Genomic DNA, 20,152 nt, shown 5'->3' on the forward strand with positions numbered 1-20,152 from the left:
CTACTCGTTGCCGCCCGGGAAACTCGTCGTGATGGGCCAGGCACCCAGCAGCTTGTTCCATCTGGCGGCCATGACCGCGCTTTGCGTCAGTGCGGTGGAGGCAAACGCGCGGTCGTCGGCCGTCTCGGCGTGCTCGATGACGGCCCGCCACGCCGTCGCGCCGTCGTTTTCCATCCGCACCGCCAGGCGCGCCGCGTCCGCGGCGCTGCCCACCAGCATGGGCAACTGGTAGCCGGCGGCGGCGACCGGGGCGTTGACCTTGCGGGCGGCCAGCATCGCGATGACGTCGTCGCGACGCTGGCGGTGCTGTTCGAGGGCTTCCACCACCAGGTCGTTGACGCTGGGCGGTGATAGCGCGGACACGATGCCGTAGCCGTAGATGGTCGAGTGCTCGATGGCCAGCGCATCGCACAGCGCCGCGTTGTCGGCGTCCTTGCCGGAGCTCATATCGAGGGACCCCCGGGCACCAGCGCCACCGTGGCCGACGCGGTGCAGGAGGCGGCGATGGAGGCGAGCAGCCCCGCCCGATAGCCCGGCGAGGTGGCCACCAGCCGGCTGGCGCTCTCGGCCGATGCGCGCAGCGAATCGATCACGTCGCCGAGCGGCGGGGGTGGTGGTGGCGGGCCCGCCGGTTCGGCCGGGCTGGGACTGGTCGTTTCGCTCGAGGAGCTTGAGGAGGCGGTGAGCTTGCCGGCGGCCCGCGAGATTTCCGTGGACAGGGCGCGGGCGTGCGCGGCGCGTTGGGTGGCGACCACCGTCAGCGCGGCGGCGATCTGGGGTGGGTTGCCGACGGCCGCCGCGGCCGCGGCCGCCAGCGCGCTGTCCTTCCTGGCCTGGTCTAACGGCCCCCACAGGTCTTCGGCGGCGGGCGGCTTGGGCGGGGGCTCGCCGCAGGCGGACACCACCACCCCGAACGCGGCGAGAGCCGCGCCGCCGGCGAGCAGACCCCGCCTGCTGGTAACGGGTACTGCGCGAGGCACAGCAACATCCTGCCACTGGTACGAACGCGGACACGATGCGGTGAGCCTTGACCGAGCGGCCGTCACGCCGTCCCCCGAGAATCCTGGCGTATCGTTGATAGCTGACTCTCGCGGAACGGCAGCTGCGTTGCGCGGGACACCGGACCCGCCCCGAAGCCACGTGGGCGGCGACATCCGCCAGATGACCGGACAACTCAAGATGAGGAGCTCGCCGTGACCACCGGGCTACCTTCGCAGACGCAGGTAATCGAGCTACTCGGGAAAGAGTTCGCGCGCGCCGGTTATGAAATCGAAGACGTGGTCATCGACACCCGGACGCACCCGCCGCGGATCGCGGTGATCGCCGATGGCGACCACCCGCTCGACCTCGACACCATCGCCACCCTGTCGCGTTCGGCGTCGGCTTTGCTGGACGGCTCGGACCTTGTTGACGGCGACCGGTATCTGCTCGAGGTCAGTTCGCCCGGCGTGGACCGCCCGCTGACCAGCGAGAAGCACTTTCGTCGCGCCCGAGGCCGCAAGGTCGAGATCGCGTTGTCGGACGGGTCGCGGCTGACCGGGCGGGTCGGCGAAACGCACGATCGCGCCGTCGCGCTGGTGGTCCGCGCGGGCCGGGACTGGACGGTGCGCCAGATCCCGCTCGCCGAAATTGTGAAAGCTGTTGTCCAGGTGGAGTTTTCGCCGCCGGTTCAGATCGAGCTGGAGTTGGCGACTGGGGCGATCGGGGATCGGGCCGACAGGACGGAGGCCGGAGCATGAACATCGACATGGCCGCGCTGCATGCGATCGAGGTGGATCGGGGCATCTCGGTCAACGAACTGCTCGAGACGATCAAGTCCGCGCTGCTCACCGCCTACCGGCACACCCAGGGTCACCAGACCGACGCGCGCATCGAGATCGACCGCAAGACCGGCGCCGTCCGGGTGATCGCCTGCGAGACCGACGAGGACGGCAACGTCATCAGCGAATGGGACGACACTCCCGAGGGTTTCGGCCGCATCGCCGCCACGACCGCGCGTCAGGTGATGCTGCAGCGATTCCGGGACGCCGAGAACGAGCGCACCTACGGCGAGTTCTCCACCCGGGAGGGTGAGATCGTCGCGGGCGTGATCCAGCGCGACAGCCGAGCCAACGCCCGCGGCCTGGTCATCGTCCGGATGGGCACCGAGACCAAGGCCTCCGAGGGCGTGATCCCGGCGGCCGAACAGGTTCCCGGCGAGAGCTACGAGCACGGCAACCGGCTGCGGTGCTACGTGGTGGGGGTGACGCGCGGGAGCCGCGAGCCGCTGATCACGCTGTCACGCACCCACCCCAACCTGGTCCGCAAGCTGTTCTCGCTGGAAGTCCCCGAAATCGCCGACGGGTCGGTGGAGATCATGGCGGTGGCCCGCGAGGCCGGCCACCGCTCCAAGATCGCGGTCAGGTCGAACGTTCCTGGCCTGAACGCCAAGGGTGCCTGCATTGGCCCGATGGGGCAGCGGGTCCGCAACGTGATGAGCGAGCTCTCGGGGGAGAAAATCGACATCATCGACTACGACGAGGACCCGGCTCGCTTCGTGGCCAACGCGCTGTCGCCCGCCAAGGTGGTGTCCGTGTCGGTGATCGACCAGGCCGGCCGGGCGGCCCGCGTGGTGGTGCCCGACTTCCAGTTGTCGCTGGCCATCGGCAAGGAGGGCCAGAACGCCCGGCTGGCCGCGCGGCTCACCGGGTGGCGCATCGACATCCGCGGGGACGCACCGGGGGATCCGGAGAGCCAGCCCGAACCCGGCGCCACCCATCCGATGGCGCACGAGCGCTAGGCGCGGTGACAATGCAGCCGCGCCGCGCGCTGAGATCGGGGTAATCGAGCAGTTCTCGCCAACTGAGCGGCGCGCATCGTTGCCAGCGTATCCCGCGTGGTTTGGGCCACCATCAACTCACGGGGTCCTCCTCGGGGCAAGTCCTGGCCTCCCCTCGGTCAGCCACGAGACGAAGCCGGACGCCTGAGAGGGGCATGCTTCATCTGCCCACGGCCAGATGTCGGTGGATGCTGGGAAGCTCGCCGGTGAGATGGCCCGGCATACTCCGCCGACGAGACGGCGCTGACCAGCACCCTTCGTGTGCCGGTGAAACCGGCCCGGTTGACGCGGGAACTGACGTTCATACTGCACCCGCGGCGTGAACCGACGACGCCCGAGAAGGGCGGTGGCGACCGATTCACACGAGTTGGTCGACACGCTTTAGACTGAGCCGTGATCCAGCGCGAACTTTCGGCTCCCCTAACCAGCCGGGCGCACAGAAGCACTGATGGACCGGTGCGGACGTGCGTGGGGTGCCGAAAGCGAGAGCTGGCCGTCGACCTGCTTCGAGTGGTGGCTGTGCCGACCGGGAACGGTGAATACGCCGTGATCGTTGACACAGGCAGTAGCCTGCCGGGGCGGGGTGCATGGTTGCATCCCGTGCCGCAGTGCACGCAACAGGCGATTCGGCGGCGGGCTTTCACCAAAGCGTTGCGCATCGCCGGTTCACCGGACACCTCCGCGGTGGTCGAGCACATAGAGTCTCTGGGAGTCTCAGGGAGCCTCTAGGCGCGCCCGATCGTCTCGGCAACAGAACAGGTAGCAAAGAACATGAGCACACCGTGAAGCCCCGATGACAATGTGTCATAGCTAATACCCGAGGCGCGGCCCGCTGCTGTCGCCTCATAGACAGGAGATGTAGTGGCAGGTAAGGCCCGCGTACACGAGTTGGCAAAGGAACTCGGTGTCACCAGCAAGGAAGTTCTCGCCCGACTGAACGAACAGGGCGAATTCGTCAAATCCGCGTCGTCGACGGTAGAGGCACCGGTCGCTCGCCGGCTGCGCGAGTCCTTCGGGGGCGGCAAGCCGGCCGCCGGTGCCGCTGGGGGCTCCGTCAAAGCCCCGGCACAGGCCTCCGCGAAAGCCGCCAAGGGCCCCGACGCGTCACTCGACAAATCCCTTGATAAAGCCCTCGACAAGGCGATCAACAAGGCCGTCGGCAACGGCGAAGCGACCGGCGCGCCCGCCAAGCCCGCCCGGCCCGCCGAAATCGGCGGGGTGGCGGCAACCCCGACCGCGACCACGGAAGCGCCACCGGCGCCCCGGTGGCCGTCGGCGCCGGGTCAGCCCGGAGCGCCGACCACCGGGCAGCCGGGCCCCCACCCCGGCATGACACCAGGACCGCGTCCCGGTCCGATGCCCAAGCCCGGAGTGCGCACCCCGCGCGTCGGCAACAACCCGTTCTCGTCGGCGCAACCCGTCGACCGGCCCATCCCGCGCCCGCCGGCGCCCCGCGCCGGCGGGGCCAGGCCCGGTGCGCCGCGCCCGGGCGCTTCGCCCGGCAGCATGCCACCCCGACCCGGCGGCGGTGGGCAGGGCCGCCCGGCGCGTCCCGGTGCCCCGCGGCCCGGGGGTGGCCGGCCCGGTGGTCCCGGCGGCCGCTCCGACGGGGGCGGCGGCAACTATCGCGGCGGCGGTGGAGTCGGCGCCGCGCCCGGAGGCGGTTCGGGAGGTTTTCGAGGCCGTCCCGGCGGCGGAGGCGGTGGCGGCGGCCGTCCCGGGCAGCGTGGCGGTGCCGCCGGCGCGTTCGGCCGTCCCGGCGGCGCGCCCCGACGCGGCCGCAAGTCCAAGCGGCAGAAGCGCCAGGAATACGACTCGATGCAGGCGCCCGTCGTCGGCGGCGTCCGGCTGCCGCACGGCAACGGCGAAACGATCCGGTTGGCCCGCGGCGCATCCCTGAGCGACTTCGCCGAGAAGATCGACGCCAACCCGGCCGCGCTGGTGCAGGCGCTGTTCAACCTCGGCGAGATGGTGACGGCCACCCAGTCGGTCGGCGACGAGACCCTCGAGCTGCTGGGCAGCGAGATGAACTACAACGTCCAGGTCGTCAGCCCCGAGGACGAGGACCGCGAGCTGCTGGAATCCTTCGACCTGACCTACGGAGAGGACGAGGGCACCGAGGAAGACCTGCAGACCCGCCCGCCGGTGGTGACCGTGATGGGTCACGTCGACCACGGCAAGACCCGCCTGCTGGACACCATCCGCAAGGCCAACGTCCGCGAGGCCGAGGCCGGCGGCATCACCCAGCACATCGGCGCCTACCAGGTTGCGGTCAACCTCGACGGCACCGAGCGGCCGATCACCTTCATCGACACCCCGGGCCACGAGGCGTTCACCGCCATGCGTGCCCGCGGCGCCAAGGCCACCGACATCGCCATCCTGGTGGTCGCCGCCGACGACGGCGTGATGCCCCAGACGGTCGAGGCCATCAACCACGCGCAGGCGGCCGACGTGCCGATCGTGGTGGCGGTCAACAAGATCGACAAGGAGGGCGCCGACCCGGCCAAGATCCGGGCCCAGCTCACCGAATACGGTTTGGTGGCCGAGGATTTCGGCGGCGACACGATGTTCGTCGACATCTCGGCCAAGCAGGGCACCAACATCGAGGCGCTGGAGGAGGCGGTGCTGCTGACCGCCGACGCCGCCCTGGACCTGCGGGCCAACCCCGACATGGAGGCCCAGGGTGTGGCGATCGAGGCGCACCTGGACCGCGGCCGCGGGCCGGTGGCCACCGTGCTGGTGCAGCGCGGCACGCTGCACGTCGGCGACTCGGTGGTCGCCGGCGACGCCTACGGCCGCGTCCGCCGCATGGTCGACGAGCACGGCGACGACGTCGAGGAGGCGCTGCCGTCGCGGCCCGTGCAGGTCATCGGTTTCACCTCGGTGCCCGGCGCCGGCGACAACTTCCTGGTCGTCGACGAGGACCGCATCGCCCGCCAGATCGCGGACCGGCGCAGCGCCCGCAAGCGCAACGCCCTGGCGGCGCGTTCCCGCAAGCGGATCAGCCTGGAGGACCTGGACTCGGCGCTGAAGGAAACCAGCCAGCTGAACCTGATCCTCAAGGGCGACAACGCCGGTACCGTCGAGGCCCTGGAAGAGGCCCTGATGGGCATCCAGGTCGACGACGAGGTGGCGCTGCGCGTCATCGACCGCGGCGTCGGCGGCATCACCGAGACCAACGTCAACCTGGCGTCGGCCTCGGACGCGATCATCATCGGCTTCAACGTGCGCGCCGAGGGCAAGGCGACCGAGCTGGCCAACCGCGAGGGCGTCGAGATCCGCTACTACTCGGTCATCTACCAGGCGATCGACGAGATCGAGAAGGCCCTGCGCGGCATGCTCAAGCCGATCTACGAGGAGAACCAGCTGGGACGCGCCGAGATCCGGGCGCTGTTCCGGTCCTCGAAGGTCGGCATCATCGCCGGCTGCCTGATCACCTCCGGCACGGTGCGCCGCAACGCGAAGGCCCGCCTGCTGCGGGACAACATCGTGGTCACCGACAACCTCACGATCACCTCGCTGCGACGGGAAAAGGACGACGTGACGGAGGTCCGCGAGGGCTACGAATGCGGCATGACGCTGGGCTACTCCGACATCAAGGAGGGCGACGTCATCGAGTCCTACGAGCTGGTCCAAAAGGAACGAGCCTGACCACCGCCGACGATGCAGAAGGGTGCAGAAGGGATTGTGTGATGAGGTGGGGGTACACCTCCACAAGTGGGAGGTACCCCCACCCGCTTGCGGGGGAGAGGCGGTGAATCGATATGCCTGACGCCTCCCGGGCGCGCCGCCTGGCCAAGCGAATCAACACGATCGTCGCCTCGGCGATCGAGTTCGAGATCAAGGATCCCGGGCTGGACGGGGTGACCATCGTCGACACGAAGGTCACCGCCGACCTGCACGATGCGACGGTGTTCTACACGGTGATGGGACGCACGCTGGACGACGAGCCGGATTACGAGGCCGCGGCGGCGGCGCTGGAGCGGGCCAAGGGCGTGTTGCGCACCAAGGTCGGCGCGGGCACCGGCGTGCGGTTCACCCCCACCCTGACGTTCACCCGGGACACGACGTCGGACAGCGTGCGCCGGATGGACGAATTGCTGGCCCGCGCCCGCGCCGCGGACGCCGATGTGGCGCGGGTTCGCTCGGGCGCCAAGCCGGCCGGGGAGGCCGACCCATACCGTATTACGGGGGCCGGGGATGAGCTCGACGGGAGCACCGGTGACGACGATCGACCCGAACACTGAGCTGGCCGGCGCCCCACCAGCGGGGGCACCGGCGCCGCCCGTGGACGCCCTCGGCGCCGTCGAGCTGCTGGCGGCCGCCGCGACGATCGGGGTGGTCGCCCATATCCATCCCGACGCCGACACCATCGGCGCCGGGCTGGCGCTGGCCTTGGTGCTGGACCGGTGCGGCAAGCGCGTGGAGGTCAGTTTCGCCGCACCGGCGACGCTGCCGGAGTCGCTGGCGTCATTGCCCGGCTGCCACCTGCTGGTCGGCCCGGACGCGATGCGCCGCGATGTCGATTTGGTTGTGACCGTTGACGTTCCGAGCGTCAAGCGGCTGGGGGCGTTGAGCGAGTTGGCCGTCGCCCCCGGGCGCCAGCTGCTGGTCATCGACCACCACGCCTCCAACGACATGTTCGGCACCGCGAACTTCGTCGACCTGTCGGCGGATTCCACCACGATGATGATTGCCGACATCCTGGACACCTGGGGCAAGCCGATCGATCCGGACGTCGCGCACTGCATCTACGCCGGGCTGACGACCGACACGGGGTCGTTCCGCTGGGCCAGCGCCCGCGCCCTTCGGCTGGCGGCGCGGCTGGTGGACATCGGCGTGGACAACGCCGCGATCAGCCGAACACTGATGGACAACCATCCGTTCGCATGGCTGCCGCTGCTGTCGCGCGTGCTGGGCTCGGCGCGGTTGCTGCCGGACGCGGCCGGCGGTCGCGGGCTGGTGTACGCGGTTGTCGAGAACCGGGACTGGATCAGTTCTCGCCCCGAGGAGGTCGAGAGCATCGTCGACATCGTCCGCACCACGCAGCAGGCCGAGATCGCGGCGGTCTTCAAGGAGGTCGACCCGCGGCAGTGGTCGGTGTCGATGCGGGCCAAGGCCGACGTGGATCTGGCGGCGGTCGCATCCAGGTTCGGCGGCGGCGGCCACCGGCTGGCCGCGGGCTACACCACCACCGGCGCGATCGACGATGCCGTGGCGTCGCTGCGCGCGGCCCTTGGCTAGAACGCCCAGCTTCCGGAGCGCTGCAAAACGAACCCGTGGTCCCCGCTGGTGGTATCCAGACAGGCGACCAGATTGTCGGCCCCCACGGCGCACGTCACGTTTAGGTACGACAATTTCTGGCCCGCACCCAGTGATTTGCCGCCGGACGGCAAGGTCGGGGCGCTGCCGTCACATCCGCCGTAGGACATGCGGCTCAATTGGTAGCCCGGTCCCTTGAAACTCACCGAACCCACCACGCAATCGCCCGGTTTCGGGTGGCCGCCGCCGGGAAAGGGAACGTCGTCCATGCCGGGCATGTCTCCGCTGCATTTGATGTCTCCCGACGGTTGCGGGGCGGGCGGCAGACCGCCGTAGAAGTCGCACACCACGGCGGCCGCGGCGGAAAAAGTTATCCGGGGAGACGTGCCCGGGCGCGACGTCGTGAGATAGCCATCCGCCGGGACGGAAGTGAAACCGTCGAGATTGGGAAATCCGGGTGGCGGCTGCGCGGCCGCCTGCGGCGCGACGGCCGCGACCGCTAATGCCGCCGCCAGGGCCAGGCCGCCGAGGGCCCGCATGGTGACGGACCGCATGGTGAGGCGGCCGGCGCGCATCGATGCCTCCTGCAGCGACTTTTTGTCTCGTTGTTGGGATCGTATTGGCTATCGCCGGGCCGCCCTAACGCACCTGGGCCCGCCCGCGTCGCAGCACCGCTTCGCGGTTGGCGGCGATGTCGTCGCCGCTGGTCCGGAATTGCCGGGCCGCCATCGCTTCCAGCCATAGCCCCGCGCCGGTTTGCGACTCGTCGATCCGGTGATACGACGCCAGCAATGCCCGCACCGCGTTCTGATTGTTGCCGACGATCGCCGCCGCCACCTGCCGAGCCGTCGGCAACAGCCGGTCGTGCGGCACCACCTCGGTCACCAGGCCGGCGCGCAGCGCCTCGGCGGCGGACAGGTAGTCCCCGGTGAGGCTCATGCGCCGGGCCAGGCCGACGCCCACCTTCTGCGGCAGCCGCACGCTGAGCCCCCAGGTGGGCAGCAGCCCCACCCGGGCGTGCGTGTCGGCGAAGCGCGCCTGCTCCGAGGCGATCAGGATGTCGCAGTACAACGCCAGCTCCAGCCCGCCGGTGACCGCGGCGCCGTTGACCGCGCCGATCACCGGTTTGCTCATCGCCGGCCACCGCGGCGAGATGTCCGGGAGCGCCGACTGGCCACCCAGCTCCTTGAGATCCAGTCCGGCGCAGAACACCGGATCGGTACCGGTGAGGATGACGACGTCGACGCCGTCATCGGTTTCGGCGTCGGTCAGGGCCGCAAAGAACCGGTCCCGCAACGCCGAGGACAGCGCGTTGCGGGCCTGCGGCCGGTTGAGGGTCAGCGTGCGCACCCGCTCGTCGGTGTCGATCAGCAGGATGTCGTCGGTCATGAGTTCACCGTAGCCAGTCACTAAACCCGCCAACGCGCTCGGTCAACTCCCAGCCGTCACGCTTATCGTTGACGCATGACCGCGCCCGCGCTCAAGGAGTGGAGCGCGGTGGTGCACGCGCTGCTGCAGGGTCGTCAGCGCGTGCTGCTGCGCAAGGGCGGCATCGGGGAGAAGCGGTTCGAGGTTGCGGCCCAAGAGTTTTTGCTGTTCCCGACGGTCGCGCACAGCCACGCGCCGCGCGTGCGGCCCGAGCATCGCGACCTGCTGGACGCCGGCGCCGCCGACAGCACCGACGATCGGCTGGTGGTGCGGGCCGCGGCGAAAGTTGTTGCCGCGGTGCCGGTTAACCGGCCGGAGAACCTGCCGGCGATCGAGGATCTGCACATCTGGACCGCCGAGTCGGTGCGCGCCGACCGGCTCGACTTCCGGCCCAAGCACAAGCTGGCGGCGCTGGTGGTGTCGGTGATCCCGCTGGTCGAGCCGGTGCCGCTGGCCCGCGTCCCGGAGTATGCGGGCTGCAAGAGCTGGGTGCGGCTGCCGGTGCGGCCGCGGTTGGCCGCGCCGGTATACGCCGCCGCGTTAAACGAGGTCGCCGTCCGGGTCCGCGACGCGGTCGGCTGACAGGTCGCCGGGGCCGACGGGAAGCAGCAGCCGGGACCGCCCGTAGCGCACGGCGTGGGTGGCCGGCCTGGACTGCCGGCCCGTCAACAAAGGCTCTCCCGTGCCGAGGTTGCGCGCGTAGCGGGGAAACCAGCCGCCTGCGATCAGCACGCGGATGCGTGAGCCCGCGCGGAAGCGGTGCGCGATGCCGTCGAGCTCGACCCTGACGGTCCCGGCCGCTTTCCGGGTGGCGCCCAGCCGTCGGTAGCCGTCGCTGACATTCCGGGAACGGCCCTCGGCCCGGATTCCACTGACCTCGCTCACCCGGACAAACAGGTCCACGTGGGGATTGTCCGAGCTGTGCGCCAGCTCGACGACCGGACTTCCGTAGACGTACACATCGCGGGTGAGGGTGAGGCTGGTGAAGGCGAGCACGTCGTCGCGCACGGCGAGCCGGCTGTCGTCGCGGTAGCCGCCGTTGGAGGACAGCAGGGGGCCGCCGGTGGTGGGCGTCGGGTCGGTGGGGTCGTAGCGAAAGGTCGCCGGCGCCAGGCCCGTCAGGCCCGTCGGCGCCGTCTCGCCCAGGTGGCCGCCGGGCCGCAGGTACAGCGCGCGTTCGGTGGTGGCGGGCGGCCAGTCGGGCAGGTTGCGCCAGGCCTGACCGTTGTCCACGCCGGTGACGTAGACGCGGACCCTGCTGGGGCGGCGGGGGGCGGCGCCGCCCAGGTGGGTGTCCAGCCACTCCAGTGAGTCCCGCGTGCTGGTGGCCAGCCCCTTGGTCAGCAGCTGGGTGTGCGTCCAGGGCCCGATGGTGAGCGCGGCGTCTGGGCCCCGGCCGCGCAGGTGCGCGTACTGCTGCAGCGTCTGCCGCAGGAAGATGTCCTGCCAGCCCCCGATGAGCAGCACGGGCACCCGCATCCGGTCCAGCGCCTCGGTGAACCGCAGCGCATCCCAGAACGGATCGTCGGCGTCGGTGTGCTCGACCCAGGATTCGAACCACGGCGCGCCCGCACCGAGCAGCGTCCGCGCGGCAGGGCCCATCGGCGCCTGGCCGACGGCGCGGGCAACCTTCCGTGGGGCGCTCAACTGGCGCAGCGCGGCCCGGACGCGCACCGGGTCCTCCTGGTGGGAAACCAGGTCGCTCCAGCCCAGGAAGTCGTTGACCGCGAACGAGCCGGTACCCCACACGGAGGCGTTGAAATCGTGTGGGCCCACGGTGATGACGGCCGCGGCCAGTTCCGGCGGCGGATCCCGCAATATCGCCCACTGGGTGAATCCCAGGTACGACAGCCCGATGGTGGCGAATCGGCCCGTGAACCAGGGTTGCTCACGCAGCCAAACGACCGTGTCGGCGCCGTCGGCGGCCTCGTTGACCATCGGCTCGAACGCCCCGCCCGACCCGAACGTTCCGCGCACGCTCTGCAGCACGACGTGGTAGCCGCGGGCCGCGTACAGCCGGGCGAACGCCAGCGAGAACGGAAACCCGCGCCCATAGGGCCCGCGCACCAGCACGGTGCCGACCGGGTTGGGGCCGATCGGCGCGTAGTGGTCGGCCACCAGGCGGACCCCGTCGCGCATCGGCACGCCGACGCGGTCCACGGTGTAATCGGTGGTCGGCCGCGGCAGGCCCAGCAGCCGGCCAAGGGCGTTGCCGCCGACATGCCTCAGGGTGCCCGGCGTGTGGCTCACGGTCCCCAGGCTAAATGGGCGGCGTGCCCCCTAGAACTTGTAGTAGGGCGCCAGGTCGTTGGCCCGCTGCAAGTTGGTGGACATGCAGTCGACGTCGGGGTTGGAGTAGATGGTCGAGAAGAACAGCGACTGCTGGATCACCCCATAGCTGGACTTGAACGTCACCATGCAGGAGTAATACCAGTAGCTGTTGTGATAGGTCGGCTTCACAACCCAGTACTGCGCGGCGCGGTGGCCCTGGATCGTGGTCTCGACGGCGTCCGCGGGCAGGCTTTGCGCGTAGGTGCGCCAAATGATGGGCTCCACGGCCATCTGATAGTTGCCCGCGTCGAAGTGGCAGCGCAGCCCGTCCTCGTGTTGGGGCGGTGTGAACGCCAACCCGAGCCGCTGCAGGGCGTCGAACGGGATGTCCTCGCACGCGTCGAACGGGCGTGGGTCGGTGGTCGCCACGATCGGGCTTTTCATGGTGGTGGTGGTTTCCATCGGCGCCGCGGTCGACCGCAGCTCGACGGGCCCGCCCGCGCCCGGCGTGGGCGAGGCGCCCTGCCAGCCCACCGTGCCCCCGATGACCGCCGTGGCAAGCGCACCAAGCGCTCCAATCAGACGCACATTGGCGAACACGACACCTCCTGATGCCTCGGCGGTCCTTGCCGGGGAGTGTACAAGTCACGTGCGCGCCGTCACAGTGAAACCTGAACTTGTTCTAGTCCGGCCTTTCAACGGGGCCCCGACCGGGCGCCGCCGGCGGGCGGGCAAGGCCGTGAAACGGCCCGGTCGAATCCGGGTCATTAGGGTGGTTAGTCGTGGCCGGGCAGAAATCGGGGCAGGAATCGACCAACGGGGGACAGCCCACGCTGTGGGCGGTTTCCGACCTGCACACCGGTCACCTCGGTAATAAGCCGGTCACCGAATCGCTGTACCCGTCGTCTCCGGACGACTGGTTGATCGTCGCCGGCGACGTCGCCGAACGCACCGACGAGATCCGTTGGTCGCTTGACCTGCTGCGCCGCCGCTTCGCCAAGGTGATCTGGGTGCCCGGCAACCACGAGCTGTGGACCACCAACCGCGACCCCGCGCAGGTCTTCGGCCGGGCTCGCTACGACTACCTGGTCACCCTGTGCGACGAGATGGGCGTGGTGACGCCCGAGCATCCGTTCCCGGTGTGGACCGAACGCGGCGGCCCGGCCACGATCGTGCCGATGTTCCTGCTCTACGACTACACCTTCTTGCCCGAGGGGGCCACCAGCAAAGCCGAGGGCCTGGCCATCGCGCGGCAGCGCAACGTGGTGGCCACCGACGAATTCCTCCTCTCGCCCGAGCCGTACCCCACCCGCGAGGCCTGGTGCCACGAGCGGCTCGCGGTCACCCGAGCCCGCCTCGAGGAGCTGGACTGGATGACGCCGACCGTCCTGGTGAACCACTTCCCGCTGCTGCGCGAGCCCTGCGACGCGCTGTTCTACCCCGAATTCTCGCTGTGGTGCGGCACCACCAAGACCGCCGACTGGCACACCCGCTACAACGCCGTCTGCTCGGTCTACGGACACCTCCACATTCCCCGAACCACCTGGTATGACGGGGTGCGCTTCGAGGAGGTGTCGGTGGGTTACCCGCGGGAGTGGCGGCGCCGCAAGCCGTACAGCTGGCTGCGCCAGGTGCTGCCGGACCCGCAGTACGCGCCCGGCTACCTCAACGACTTCGGCGGTCACTTCGTGATCACCCCCGAGATGCGCCGGCAGGCCGAGCAGTTCCGGGAACGATTGCGGCAGCGGCAGTCGCGATGACGGGACGCACGCTGGTGTCGGCGGTGCTGCCCGACACGGTGTCCGAAGACCTGGCGTATGAGGAGGTGTACTCCGACCCGCCCGGCCTCGTCCCGTTGCCGGAAGAGGAGCCGCTGATCGCCAAGTCGGTCGCCAAGCGGCGCAACGAGTTCGTCACCGTCCGGCACTGCGCGCGGATCGCGCTGGGCCGGCTCGGCGTGCCGCCGCTGCCGATCCTCAAGGGCGACAAGGGAGAACCGTGCTGGCCCGACGGCGTGGTGGGCAGCCTCACCCACTGCACGGGCTACCGCGGCGCGGTGGTGGGACGCGCCGGCGCGGTGCGTTCGGTGGGCATCGACGCCGAACCGCACGACGTGTTGCCGAACGGCGTGCTGGACGCGATCACGCTCGACGAGGAACGCCACGAGATCGCCGCTCTGCCCGAGGGCCTGCATTGGGACCGAATCCTGTTCTGCGCCAAGGAAGCAACGTACAAGGCATGGTTTCCGCTGACCAGGCGGTGGCTGGGTTTCGAGGACGCCCACATCGTGTTCGACATCGATCCGCCCGGCACGGGAACCGCCGGCGTGTTCGTCTCCAAGATCCTGATCGACGGCGAGGCGCTGTCGGGCCCGCCGCTGACCGCGCTGCGGGGCCGGTGGTCGGTCGACCGTGGGCTGGTGCTTACGGCGATCGTGCTATGAGCGGTTTGGTGGTCGTCGACAAGCCGGCCGGAATGACCAGTCACGACGTCGTGGCACGCTGCCGTCGCGTCTTTTCCACCCGCCGGGTCGGCCACGCCGGCACGCTGGACCCGATGGCCACCGGCGTGCTGGTGATCGGCGTCGAGCGCGCCACCAAGGTCCTCGGCCTGCTGACGGCGACGCCGAAGTCGTATGCCGCCACCGTCCGCCTGGGCCAGACCACCTCCACCGAGGACGCCGAAGGTGAACTGCTGCAATCCGTTTCGGCGTCGGGTGTGACGATCGAGGCGATCGCCGCCGCGATCGCCGGACTGCGCGGCGACATCGAGCAGGTGCCGTCGGCGGTCAGCGCGATCAAGGTGGAAGGCCGTCGCGCGTATCGGTTGGTGCGCGAGGGCCACGCCGTCGAGCTGGCGGCCCGGCCGGTGCGCATCGACCGCTTCGACGTGCTGGATGTCCGCGCCCACGACCGGCTGGTGGACGTCGACGTCGAGGTCGACTGCTCGTCGGGAACCTACATCCGCGCGCTGGCCCGCGATCTCGGCGCCGCGCTCGGGGTGGGCGGGCACCTGACGTCGTTGCGGCGCACCCGCGTCGGCCGCTTCGGGCTGGACCGGGCGCGCTCGCTCGACGACCTGGCGCAGCGGCCCGAGCTGACCTGGACCCTGGACGAGGCGTGCCTGCTGATGTTTCCGCGCCGCGACCTGTCCGCCCAGGAGGCGCAGGCGACCAGTCACGGCCGGTCCCTTTCGGCGGCCGGCATCGGCGGCGTCTATGCGGCCGCCGACGCCGACGGCCGGGTGATCGCGCTGCTGCGCGACGAGGGCCCGCGGACCAAGCCGGTGGTGGTGATCCGCCCGGCGACGCTGTAATGGGCCGCGCGCCCTTCGCCGAGCCTGTAAATCTGCAGACAAAGTCCGAGTCGAGACCTGCAAAATTACAGGCTCGGCGGCTATGCAAAAGGCTATGCAAGGGGCCCCGGCCGACGGTCCCACACGGCCAAGTTGCACACTGGGGGCCGGGTCTAATTGGGTCTAATTGCGGCCTGGGCAATCGCCAGCGGGCCGCTTCTCCAAGCCGTTCGGAAGGGGCCAAAGATGTCCAACAAGGTTTACGTCGTCGGCGTGGGGATGACGAAGTTCGAAAAGCCGGGCCGCCGCGAGGGCTGGGATTACCCGGACATGGCCAGGGAGTCGGGCACCAACGCGCTGGCCGACGCCGGCATCGACTACCGCGAGGTGCAGCAGGGCTACGTCGGCTATGTCGCCGGCGATTCCACGTCCGGGCAGCGCGCGCTCTACGAGCTGGGCATGACCGGGATCCCGATCGTCAACGTCAACAACAACTGCTCCACCGGCTCGACGGCGCTGTTCCTGGCGGCGCAGGCCGTTCGCGGCGGGATCGTCGACTGCGCCCTCGCGCTCGGCTTCGAAAAGATGCAGCCCGGCTCGCTGGGCGGCGGCTTCCAGGACCGCGAATCGCCGATGGGCAAGCACGTCAAGGCGATGGCCGAGATCGACGAGTTCGCGATGCCCGTCGCGCCGTGGATGTTCGGCGCCGCCGGCCGCGAGCACATGAGGCAATACGGCAGCACCGCAGAGCATTTCGCCAAGATCGGCTACAAGAATCACAAGCACTCCGTCAACAACCCCTACGCGCAGTTCCAGGAGCCCTACACCCTCGACGACATCCTGGCGGCGAAGATGATCTCCGACCCGCTGACCAAGCTGCAGTGTTCGCCGACGTCGGACGGGTCGGGCGCGGCGATCGTGGCCTCGGAGGGCTTCGTCGACCGCCACGGGCTGGCCGGTCAGGCGGTGGAGATCGTCGGCCAGGCCATGACGACCGATTTCGCGTCGACGTTCGACGGCAGCGCCAAGGGCCTCATCGGCCACGACATGAATGTCCAAGCGGCGCAACGGGTCTACGACCAGTCCGGGCTGGGTCCCGAGGACTTCCAGGTGATCGAGCTGCACGACTGCTTCTCGGCCAACGAGCTGCTGCTCTACGAGGCCCTCGGCCTGTGCGGCCCGGGCGAGGCGCCCAAGCTGATCGACAACGGCGACACCACCTACGGCGGGCGCTGGGTGGTCAACCCGTCCGGCGGCCTGATCTCCAAGGGCCACCCGCTGGGTGCGACCGGGCTGGCGCAGTGCGCCGAGCTGACCTGGCAGCTGCGGGGAACCGCCGACAAGCGCCAGGTCGACAACGTCACCGCCGCGCTGCAGCACAACATCGGGCTGGGCGGCGCCGCCGTCGTGACCGCGTACCAGCGGGCCGAGCGCTAAGGGCGCCATGTTCGAATGGTCCGACACCGACCTGATGGTTCGGGACGCGGTTCGCCAGTTCGTCGACAAGGAGATCCGTCCGCACCTGGACGAGCTGGAAACCGGTGCGCTGTCGCCCTATCCGATCGTCCGCAAGCTGTTCGCCCAGTTCGGTCTCGACGCGCTGGCCGCCGAGTCGGTCGCAAAGATGCTCGACCGCGAACGAAGTGGGCAGAACGAAAAGCAAGGAGACACAGGCGATTTCGGGGGTATGGGCGCCCAGGCGTCGATGGTCGCGGTGCTGGTCTCCGAAATCGCCGCCGTCAGCATCGGGTTGCTGAGCACCGCGTCGGTCAGCCTCGGCCTGGGCGCGGCGACCATCGCGAGCCGCGGCACGCTGGCCCAGAAGGAACGCTGGCTGCCCGACCTGATGACGCTGAAAAAGATCGCGGCGTGGGCGATCACCGAGCCGGACTCGGGCTCGGACGCGTTCGGCGGCATGAAGACCCACGTCAAGCGCGACGGTGCGGACTACATCCTCAACGGGCAGAAGACGTTCATCACCAACGGGCCCGACGCCGACGTGCTGGTGGTCTACGCCAAGCTCGCCGACGACGGGCACCCCGCCCTGGACCCCCGCAACCGCCCGGTGCTGGTCTTCGTGCTGGACGCCGGCATGCCGGGCCTGACGCAGGGCAAGCCGTTCAAGAAGATGGGCATGATGTCCTCGCCGACGGGCGAATTGTTCTTCGACAACGTGCGGCTGACCCCCGACCGCCTGCTCGGCGAGAACGAACGGCACGCCGACGGCGACGGCCGCGACAGCGCCCGGGCCAATTTCGCGGCCGAGCGGATCGGGATCGCGATGATGGCGCTGGGCATCATCAACGAATGCCACCGGCTGTGTGTGGATTATGCGAAGACCCGCACGCTGTGGGGCCGCAACATCGGGCAGTTCCAGCTGATCCAGCTCAAGCTGGCCAAGATGGAAATCGCGCGAATGAACGTGCAGAACATGGTGTTTGCGACCATCGAGCGTCAGCGGGCCGGTAAACCGCTGACGCTGGCCGAGGCCTCGGCGATCAAGCTGTACTCCTCGGAGGCGGCCACCGACGTCGCGATGGAGGCCGTGCAGCTGTTCGGCGGCAACGGCTACATGGCCGAGTACCGGGTGGAGCAGCTGGCCCGCGACGCCAAGTCGCTGATGATCTACGCCGGCAGCAACGAGGTGCAGGTCACCCACATCGCCAAAGGCCTGCTGGGCTAGGCACCAAGCGGCAGCGCCGAGCGTGCTCTCAGGGCGAAAAAAGGTGCGAAATCTCGCCCTGACGTCACGCTCGGCGAAAGAAGGCGGCGAACGAAAGGCTAGGCCACGACCCAGATCGCCCGGGCGGCCGGGCTGCCCAGATCGACGGTGTTCTCGGTGCCGTCGGCGGATTCGATTGCCACCGAGATCATTCCGGCGAACTCCCGGCGGGTCAGCACCCGTAGCCGGGAGTCGAGATTGATCCCGACGCTGTCGAAGTAGCGCAGCATCTCCGGGTCGGCGTCGGAGATTCGGGCCACCGTCCCGGTGTCCCCGTCGCCGCATGACCACAGCTGACGCGCCGGCGGTGTGGGCACCCGCCCGTCGGAGGCCGGGATCGGGTCACCGTGCGGGTCGCGCCGCGGGAACCCCAGCTTGGCGTCGATGCGGGCCACCAGGCGATCCGACACCGCGTGCTCGAGCACCTCGGCCTCGTCGTGAACCTCGTCCCAGCCGTAGCCGAGCTCATTGACCAGGAACGTCTCCAGCAGCCGGTGCCGGCGCACCATCTCTAGTGCCGCCCGGCGGCCCGCCTCGGTCAGGGTCACGGCGCCGTACTTCTCGTGGTCGACCAGGCCCTGTTCGGCGAGCTTGCGAATCGACTCCGACGCCGTGCTGGCCGACACCCCGATCTTCTGGGCCAGCATCTTGGTGCTGACCTTCGCGGTGTTCCCGTCCGTGGACCACTCCTGGGCATTCCAGATGACCTTCAGATAGTCCTGGCCGACCGCGGTGATACCGCCAGGCTCGTCGTCAGCCCTCACAAGCAGAAAGTTTAGGCAAACCTACGTGGATCCGCTGCGCTGCCCGGCCTCGAGTCTGCGGTGAGGGTGCGCCCAAGCGGACAAGTACGACGCCAGGCGCAGTTTCGGCGCCCTCAGCGCAGGCTCGACGCCCGCGGGATTGCCGGCACGCCGTGTCGCCCCTGCGCGCCGTAGGCTTGCGGTCGTGCAGCGGTGGCGCGGCCAGGACGAAATTCCCACGGACTGGGGCAGATGCGTGCTCACCATCGGGGTGTTCGATGGTGTGCATCGCGGCCATGCCGAGCTGATCGCGCATGCGGTGAAGGCCGGCCGCGCGCGCAACGTGCCAACCGTGCTGATGACGTTCGACCCGCACCCGATGGAAGTGGTCTATCCCGGCAGTCACCCGGCGCAGCTGACGACGCTGACGCGGCGCGCCGAGCTCGTCGAGGAAATGGGCATCGACGTCTTCCTGGTGATGCCGTTCACCACCGATTTCATGAAGCTCACCCCGGACCGCTACATCCACGAGCTGCTGGTGGAAAACCTGCATGTGGTGGAGGTCGTGGTGGGGGAGAACTTCACCTTCGGCAAGAAGGCGGCCGGCAACGTCGACAACCTGCGGCGCGCCGGCGAGCGGTTCGGGTTCGCGGTGGAGGCGATGTCGCTGCTGTCCGAGCATCACAGCAACGAGACCGTGGCGTTCTCCTCCACGTACATCCGCTCCTGCGTGGACGCCGGCGACGTGGTGGCGGCCGCGGAGGCGCTGGGCCGCCCGCATCGCGTCGAAGGCGTGGTGGTCCGGGGTTACGGGCGAGGCGCCGAGTTGGGCTTCCCCACCGCCAACGTGGCGCCGCCGATGTATTCGGCCATTCCGGCCGACGGCATCTACGCGGCCTGGTTCACCGTGCTCGGGCACGGTCAGGGGGCGGGGGCCCCCGGGGCGATCGTCCCGGGGGAGCGCTACCAGGCCGCGGTGTCCGTCGGCACCAACCCGACCTTCTCCGGACGCACCCGCACCGTCGAGGCGTTCGTCCTGGATACCGCCGCCGACCTGTACGGACAGCACGTGGCGGTGGACTTCGTCGCGCGCATCCGCGGCCAGCGCAAGTTCGATTCGGTGAAGGATCTCGTCGCCGCGATGGGTGTGGACACCGACCGGGCGCGTGCCCTGCTTACCGACTGACGATTCGGGTGGCGCACGGCCCGGCTGCTAAACTGCCGGACGACATCGGCGCGTGCTGCGGTTCGCGGTGGCCGCGCGTGGACACTCATGATCGCGGACCAATCGATGGAGACATTTCGTGGCGCTGACAGCCGAGCAGAAAAAGGAAATTCTGGGCCAATACGGCCTGCACGACACCGACACCGGGTCCCCGGAGGCCCAGGTCGCGCTTCTGACCCGGCGGATCGCCGACCTCACCGAGCACCTCAAGGTGCACAAGCACGACCACCACTCGCGGCGGGGGTTGCTGTTGCTGGTGGGGCGCCGGCGCAGGCTGCTCAAGTACGTGTCCCAGATCGACGTGGAGCGTTATCGCTCGCTCGTCGAGCGGCTGGGTCTGCGTCGCTGAGCTACCCGACAAACCCCTCGCTAGCAGGCCGAGTTCGCCC

21 protein-coding genes are annotated in these 20,152 nt (G+C 69.5%); 14 read left to right on the plus strand and 7 right to left on the minus strand.

Features of this window, described 5'->3' with window-relative positions; genetic code table 11:
- Together K3U93_RS08420 and K3U93_RS08425 are read right to left on the minus strand one after the other, a co-directional pair.
- Positions 1 to 447 carry a ferritin-like domain-containing protein gene (locus K3U93_RS08420; RefSeq protein ID WP_071510224.1) on the minus strand — a complete coding sequence of 149 codons (447 nt, stop codon included), beginning with the start codon at positions 445 to 447 and terminating at the stop codon, positions 1 to 3.
- Positions 444 to 980 (minus strand): hypothetical protein, encoded by a 537-nt coding sequence (locus K3U93_RS08425; protein WP_071510223.1) that lies wholly within the window; start codon positions 978 to 980, stop codon positions 444 to 446. The genes K3U93_RS08420 and K3U93_RS08425 overlap by 4 nt, the downstream gene beginning before the upstream one ends.
- Before the next feature lie 213 nt (positions 981 to 1,193).
- On the opposite strand from K3U93_RS08425, the gene rimP reads away from it, so the two are divergent.
- The 6 genes from rimP (at position 1,194) to K3U93_RS08455 (ending at position 8,062) form a co-directional block, all read left to right on the plus strand.
- Positions 1,194 to 1,739: a ribosome maturation factor RimP gene (gene rimP / locus K3U93_RS08430; RefSeq protein WP_071510222.1), complete on the plus strand. Its 546-nt coding sequence runs from the start codon at positions 1,194 to 1,196 to the stop codon at positions 1,737 to 1,739.
- Positions 1,736 to 2,779, plus strand: coding sequence for a transcription termination factor NusA (nusA, locus tag K3U93_RS08435; RefSeq protein ID WP_071510221.1), 1,044 nt, complete (start codon positions 1,736 to 1,738; stop codon positions 2,777 to 2,779). Before rimP ends, nusA begins: the two co-directional genes overlap by 4 nt.
- 558 nt (positions 2,780 to 3,337) lie before the next feature.
- A complete protein-coding gene (locus K3U93_RS25470) occupies positions 3,338 to 3,547 on the plus strand; it encodes a YlxR family protein (protein ID WP_338156888.1) in 210 nt (69 codons plus the stop codon).
- Between the two features lie 132 nt (positions 3,548 to 3,679).
- Positions 3,680 to 6,469 (plus strand): translation initiation factor IF-2, encoded by a 2,790-nt coding sequence (gene infB / locus K3U93_RS08445; RefSeq protein WP_083010010.1) that lies wholly within the window; start codon positions 3,680 to 3,682, stop codon positions 6,467 to 6,469.
- Positions 6,470 to 6,582: 113 nt separating this feature from the next.
- Complete coding sequence (gene rbfA / locus K3U93_RS08450; RefSeq protein WP_071510219.1) at positions 6,583 to 7,065, plus strand: 30S ribosome-binding factor RbfA; 483 nt, start codon at positions 6,583 to 6,585, stop codon at positions 7,063 to 7,065.
- A complete protein-coding gene (locus K3U93_RS08455) occupies positions 7,040 to 8,062 on the plus strand; it encodes a DHH family phosphoesterase (protein ID WP_139796842.1) in 1,023 nt (340 codons plus the stop codon). Before rbfA ends, K3U93_RS08455 begins: the two co-directional genes overlap by 26 nt.
- Here K3U93_RS08455 and K3U93_RS08460 read toward each other — a convergent pair.
- A complete protein-coding gene (locus K3U93_RS08460) occupies positions 8,059 to 8,655 on the minus strand; it encodes a hypothetical protein (RefSeq protein WP_420915383.1) in 597 nt (198 codons plus the stop codon). The genes K3U93_RS08455 and K3U93_RS08460 overlap by 4 nt on opposite strands.
- Positions 8,656 to 8,719: 64 nt before the next feature.
- Positions 8,720 to 9,469, minus strand: a complete 750-nt coding sequence (locus K3U93_RS08465) for an enoyl-CoA hydratase (protein WP_071510218.1) — start codon at positions 9,467 to 9,469, stop codon at positions 8,720 to 8,722.
- Positions 9,470 to 9,544: 75 nt separating this feature from the next.
- On the opposite strand from K3U93_RS08465, the gene K3U93_RS08470 reads away from it, so the two are divergent.
- Complete coding sequence (locus tag K3U93_RS08470) at positions 9,545 to 10,090, plus strand: DUF1802 family protein (protein ID WP_083010012.1); 546 nt, start codon at positions 9,545 to 9,547, stop codon at positions 10,088 to 10,090.
- Here the strand turns inward: K3U93_RS08470 and K3U93_RS08475 are convergent.
- Positions 10,049 to 11,767 (minus strand): CocE/NonD family hydrolase, encoded by a 1,719-nt coding sequence (locus K3U93_RS08475; RefSeq protein ID WP_083010013.1) that lies wholly within the window; start codon positions 11,765 to 11,767, stop codon positions 10,049 to 10,051. The genes K3U93_RS08470 and K3U93_RS08475 overlap by 42 nt on opposite strands.
- A gap of 21 nt (positions 11,768 to 11,788) precedes the next feature.
- Entirely contained in the window at positions 11,789 to 12,379 is a 591-nt protein-coding gene (locus K3U93_RS08480; protein ID WP_071510216.1) for a DUF3558 domain-containing protein, read from the minus strand.
- Between the two features lie 182 nt (positions 12,380 to 12,561).
- On the opposite strand from K3U93_RS08480, the gene pptH reads away from it, so the two are divergent.
- The 5 genes from pptH (at position 12,562) to K3U93_RS08505 (ending at position 17,756) form a co-directional block, all read left to right on the plus strand.
- Positions 12,562 to 13,539: an ACP phosphodiesterase PptH gene (gene pptH, locus K3U93_RS08485; protein ID WP_083010014.1), complete on the plus strand. Its 978-nt coding sequence runs from the start codon at positions 12,562 to 12,564 to the stop codon at positions 13,537 to 13,539.
- Positions 13,536 to 14,222, plus strand: coding sequence for a 4'-phosphopantetheinyl transferase PptT (gene pptT / locus K3U93_RS08490; RefSeq protein ID WP_083010015.1), 687 nt, complete (start codon positions 13,536 to 13,538; stop codon positions 14,220 to 14,222). Before pptH ends, pptT begins: the two co-directional genes overlap by 4 nt.
- On the plus strand, positions 14,219 to 15,094 hold the full coding sequence (gene truB, locus K3U93_RS08495; RefSeq protein WP_083010016.1) for a tRNA pseudouridine(55) synthase TruB: 876 nt from the start codon (positions 14,219 to 14,221) through the stop codon (positions 15,092 to 15,094). Before pptT ends, truB begins: the two co-directional genes overlap by 4 nt.
- 225 nt (positions 15,095 to 15,319) lie before the next feature.
- The gene (locus K3U93_RS08500; protein WP_083010017.1) at positions 15,320 to 16,510 is read left to right on the plus strand and encodes a lipid-transfer protein; all 1,191 of its coding nucleotides are present in this window, start codon (positions 15,320 to 15,322) and stop codon (positions 16,508 to 16,510) included.
- Positions 16,511 to 16,517: 7 nt separating this feature from the next.
- Positions 16,518 to 17,756, plus strand: a complete 1,239-nt coding sequence (locus tag K3U93_RS08505) for an acyl-CoA dehydrogenase family protein (protein ID WP_083010018.1) — start codon at positions 16,518 to 16,520, stop codon at positions 17,754 to 17,756.
- A 98-nt stretch (positions 17,757 to 17,854) separates the two neighbouring features.
- Here K3U93_RS08505 and mntR read toward each other — a convergent pair whose 3' ends face one another.
- Complete coding sequence (gene mntR / locus K3U93_RS08510; protein ID WP_071510210.1) at positions 17,855 to 18,559, minus strand: manganese-binding transcriptional regulator MntR; 705 nt, start codon at positions 18,557 to 18,559, stop codon at positions 17,855 to 17,857.
- Between the two features lie 184 nt (positions 18,560 to 18,743).
- On the opposite strand from mntR, the gene K3U93_RS08515 reads away from it, so the two are divergent.
- Together K3U93_RS08515 and rpsO are read left to right on the plus strand one after the other, a co-directional pair.
- On the plus strand, positions 18,744 to 19,724 hold the full coding sequence (locus K3U93_RS08515) for a bifunctional riboflavin kinase/FAD synthetase (protein WP_071510209.1): 981 nt from the start codon (positions 18,744 to 18,746) through the stop codon (positions 19,722 to 19,724).
- Between the two features lie 118 nt (positions 19,725 to 19,842).
- A complete protein-coding gene (rpsO, locus tag K3U93_RS08520) occupies positions 19,843 to 20,112 on the plus strand; it encodes a 30S ribosomal protein S15 (RefSeq protein WP_071510208.1) in 270 nt (89 codons plus the stop codon).
- Positions 20,113 to 20,152: the final 40 nt, after the last annotated feature.

It is taken from the genome of Mycobacterium malmoense, assembly GCF_019645855.1.
Classification (GTDB): domain Bacteria; phylum Actinomycetota; class Actinomycetes; order Mycobacteriales; family Mycobacteriaceae; genus Mycobacterium; species Mycobacterium malmoense.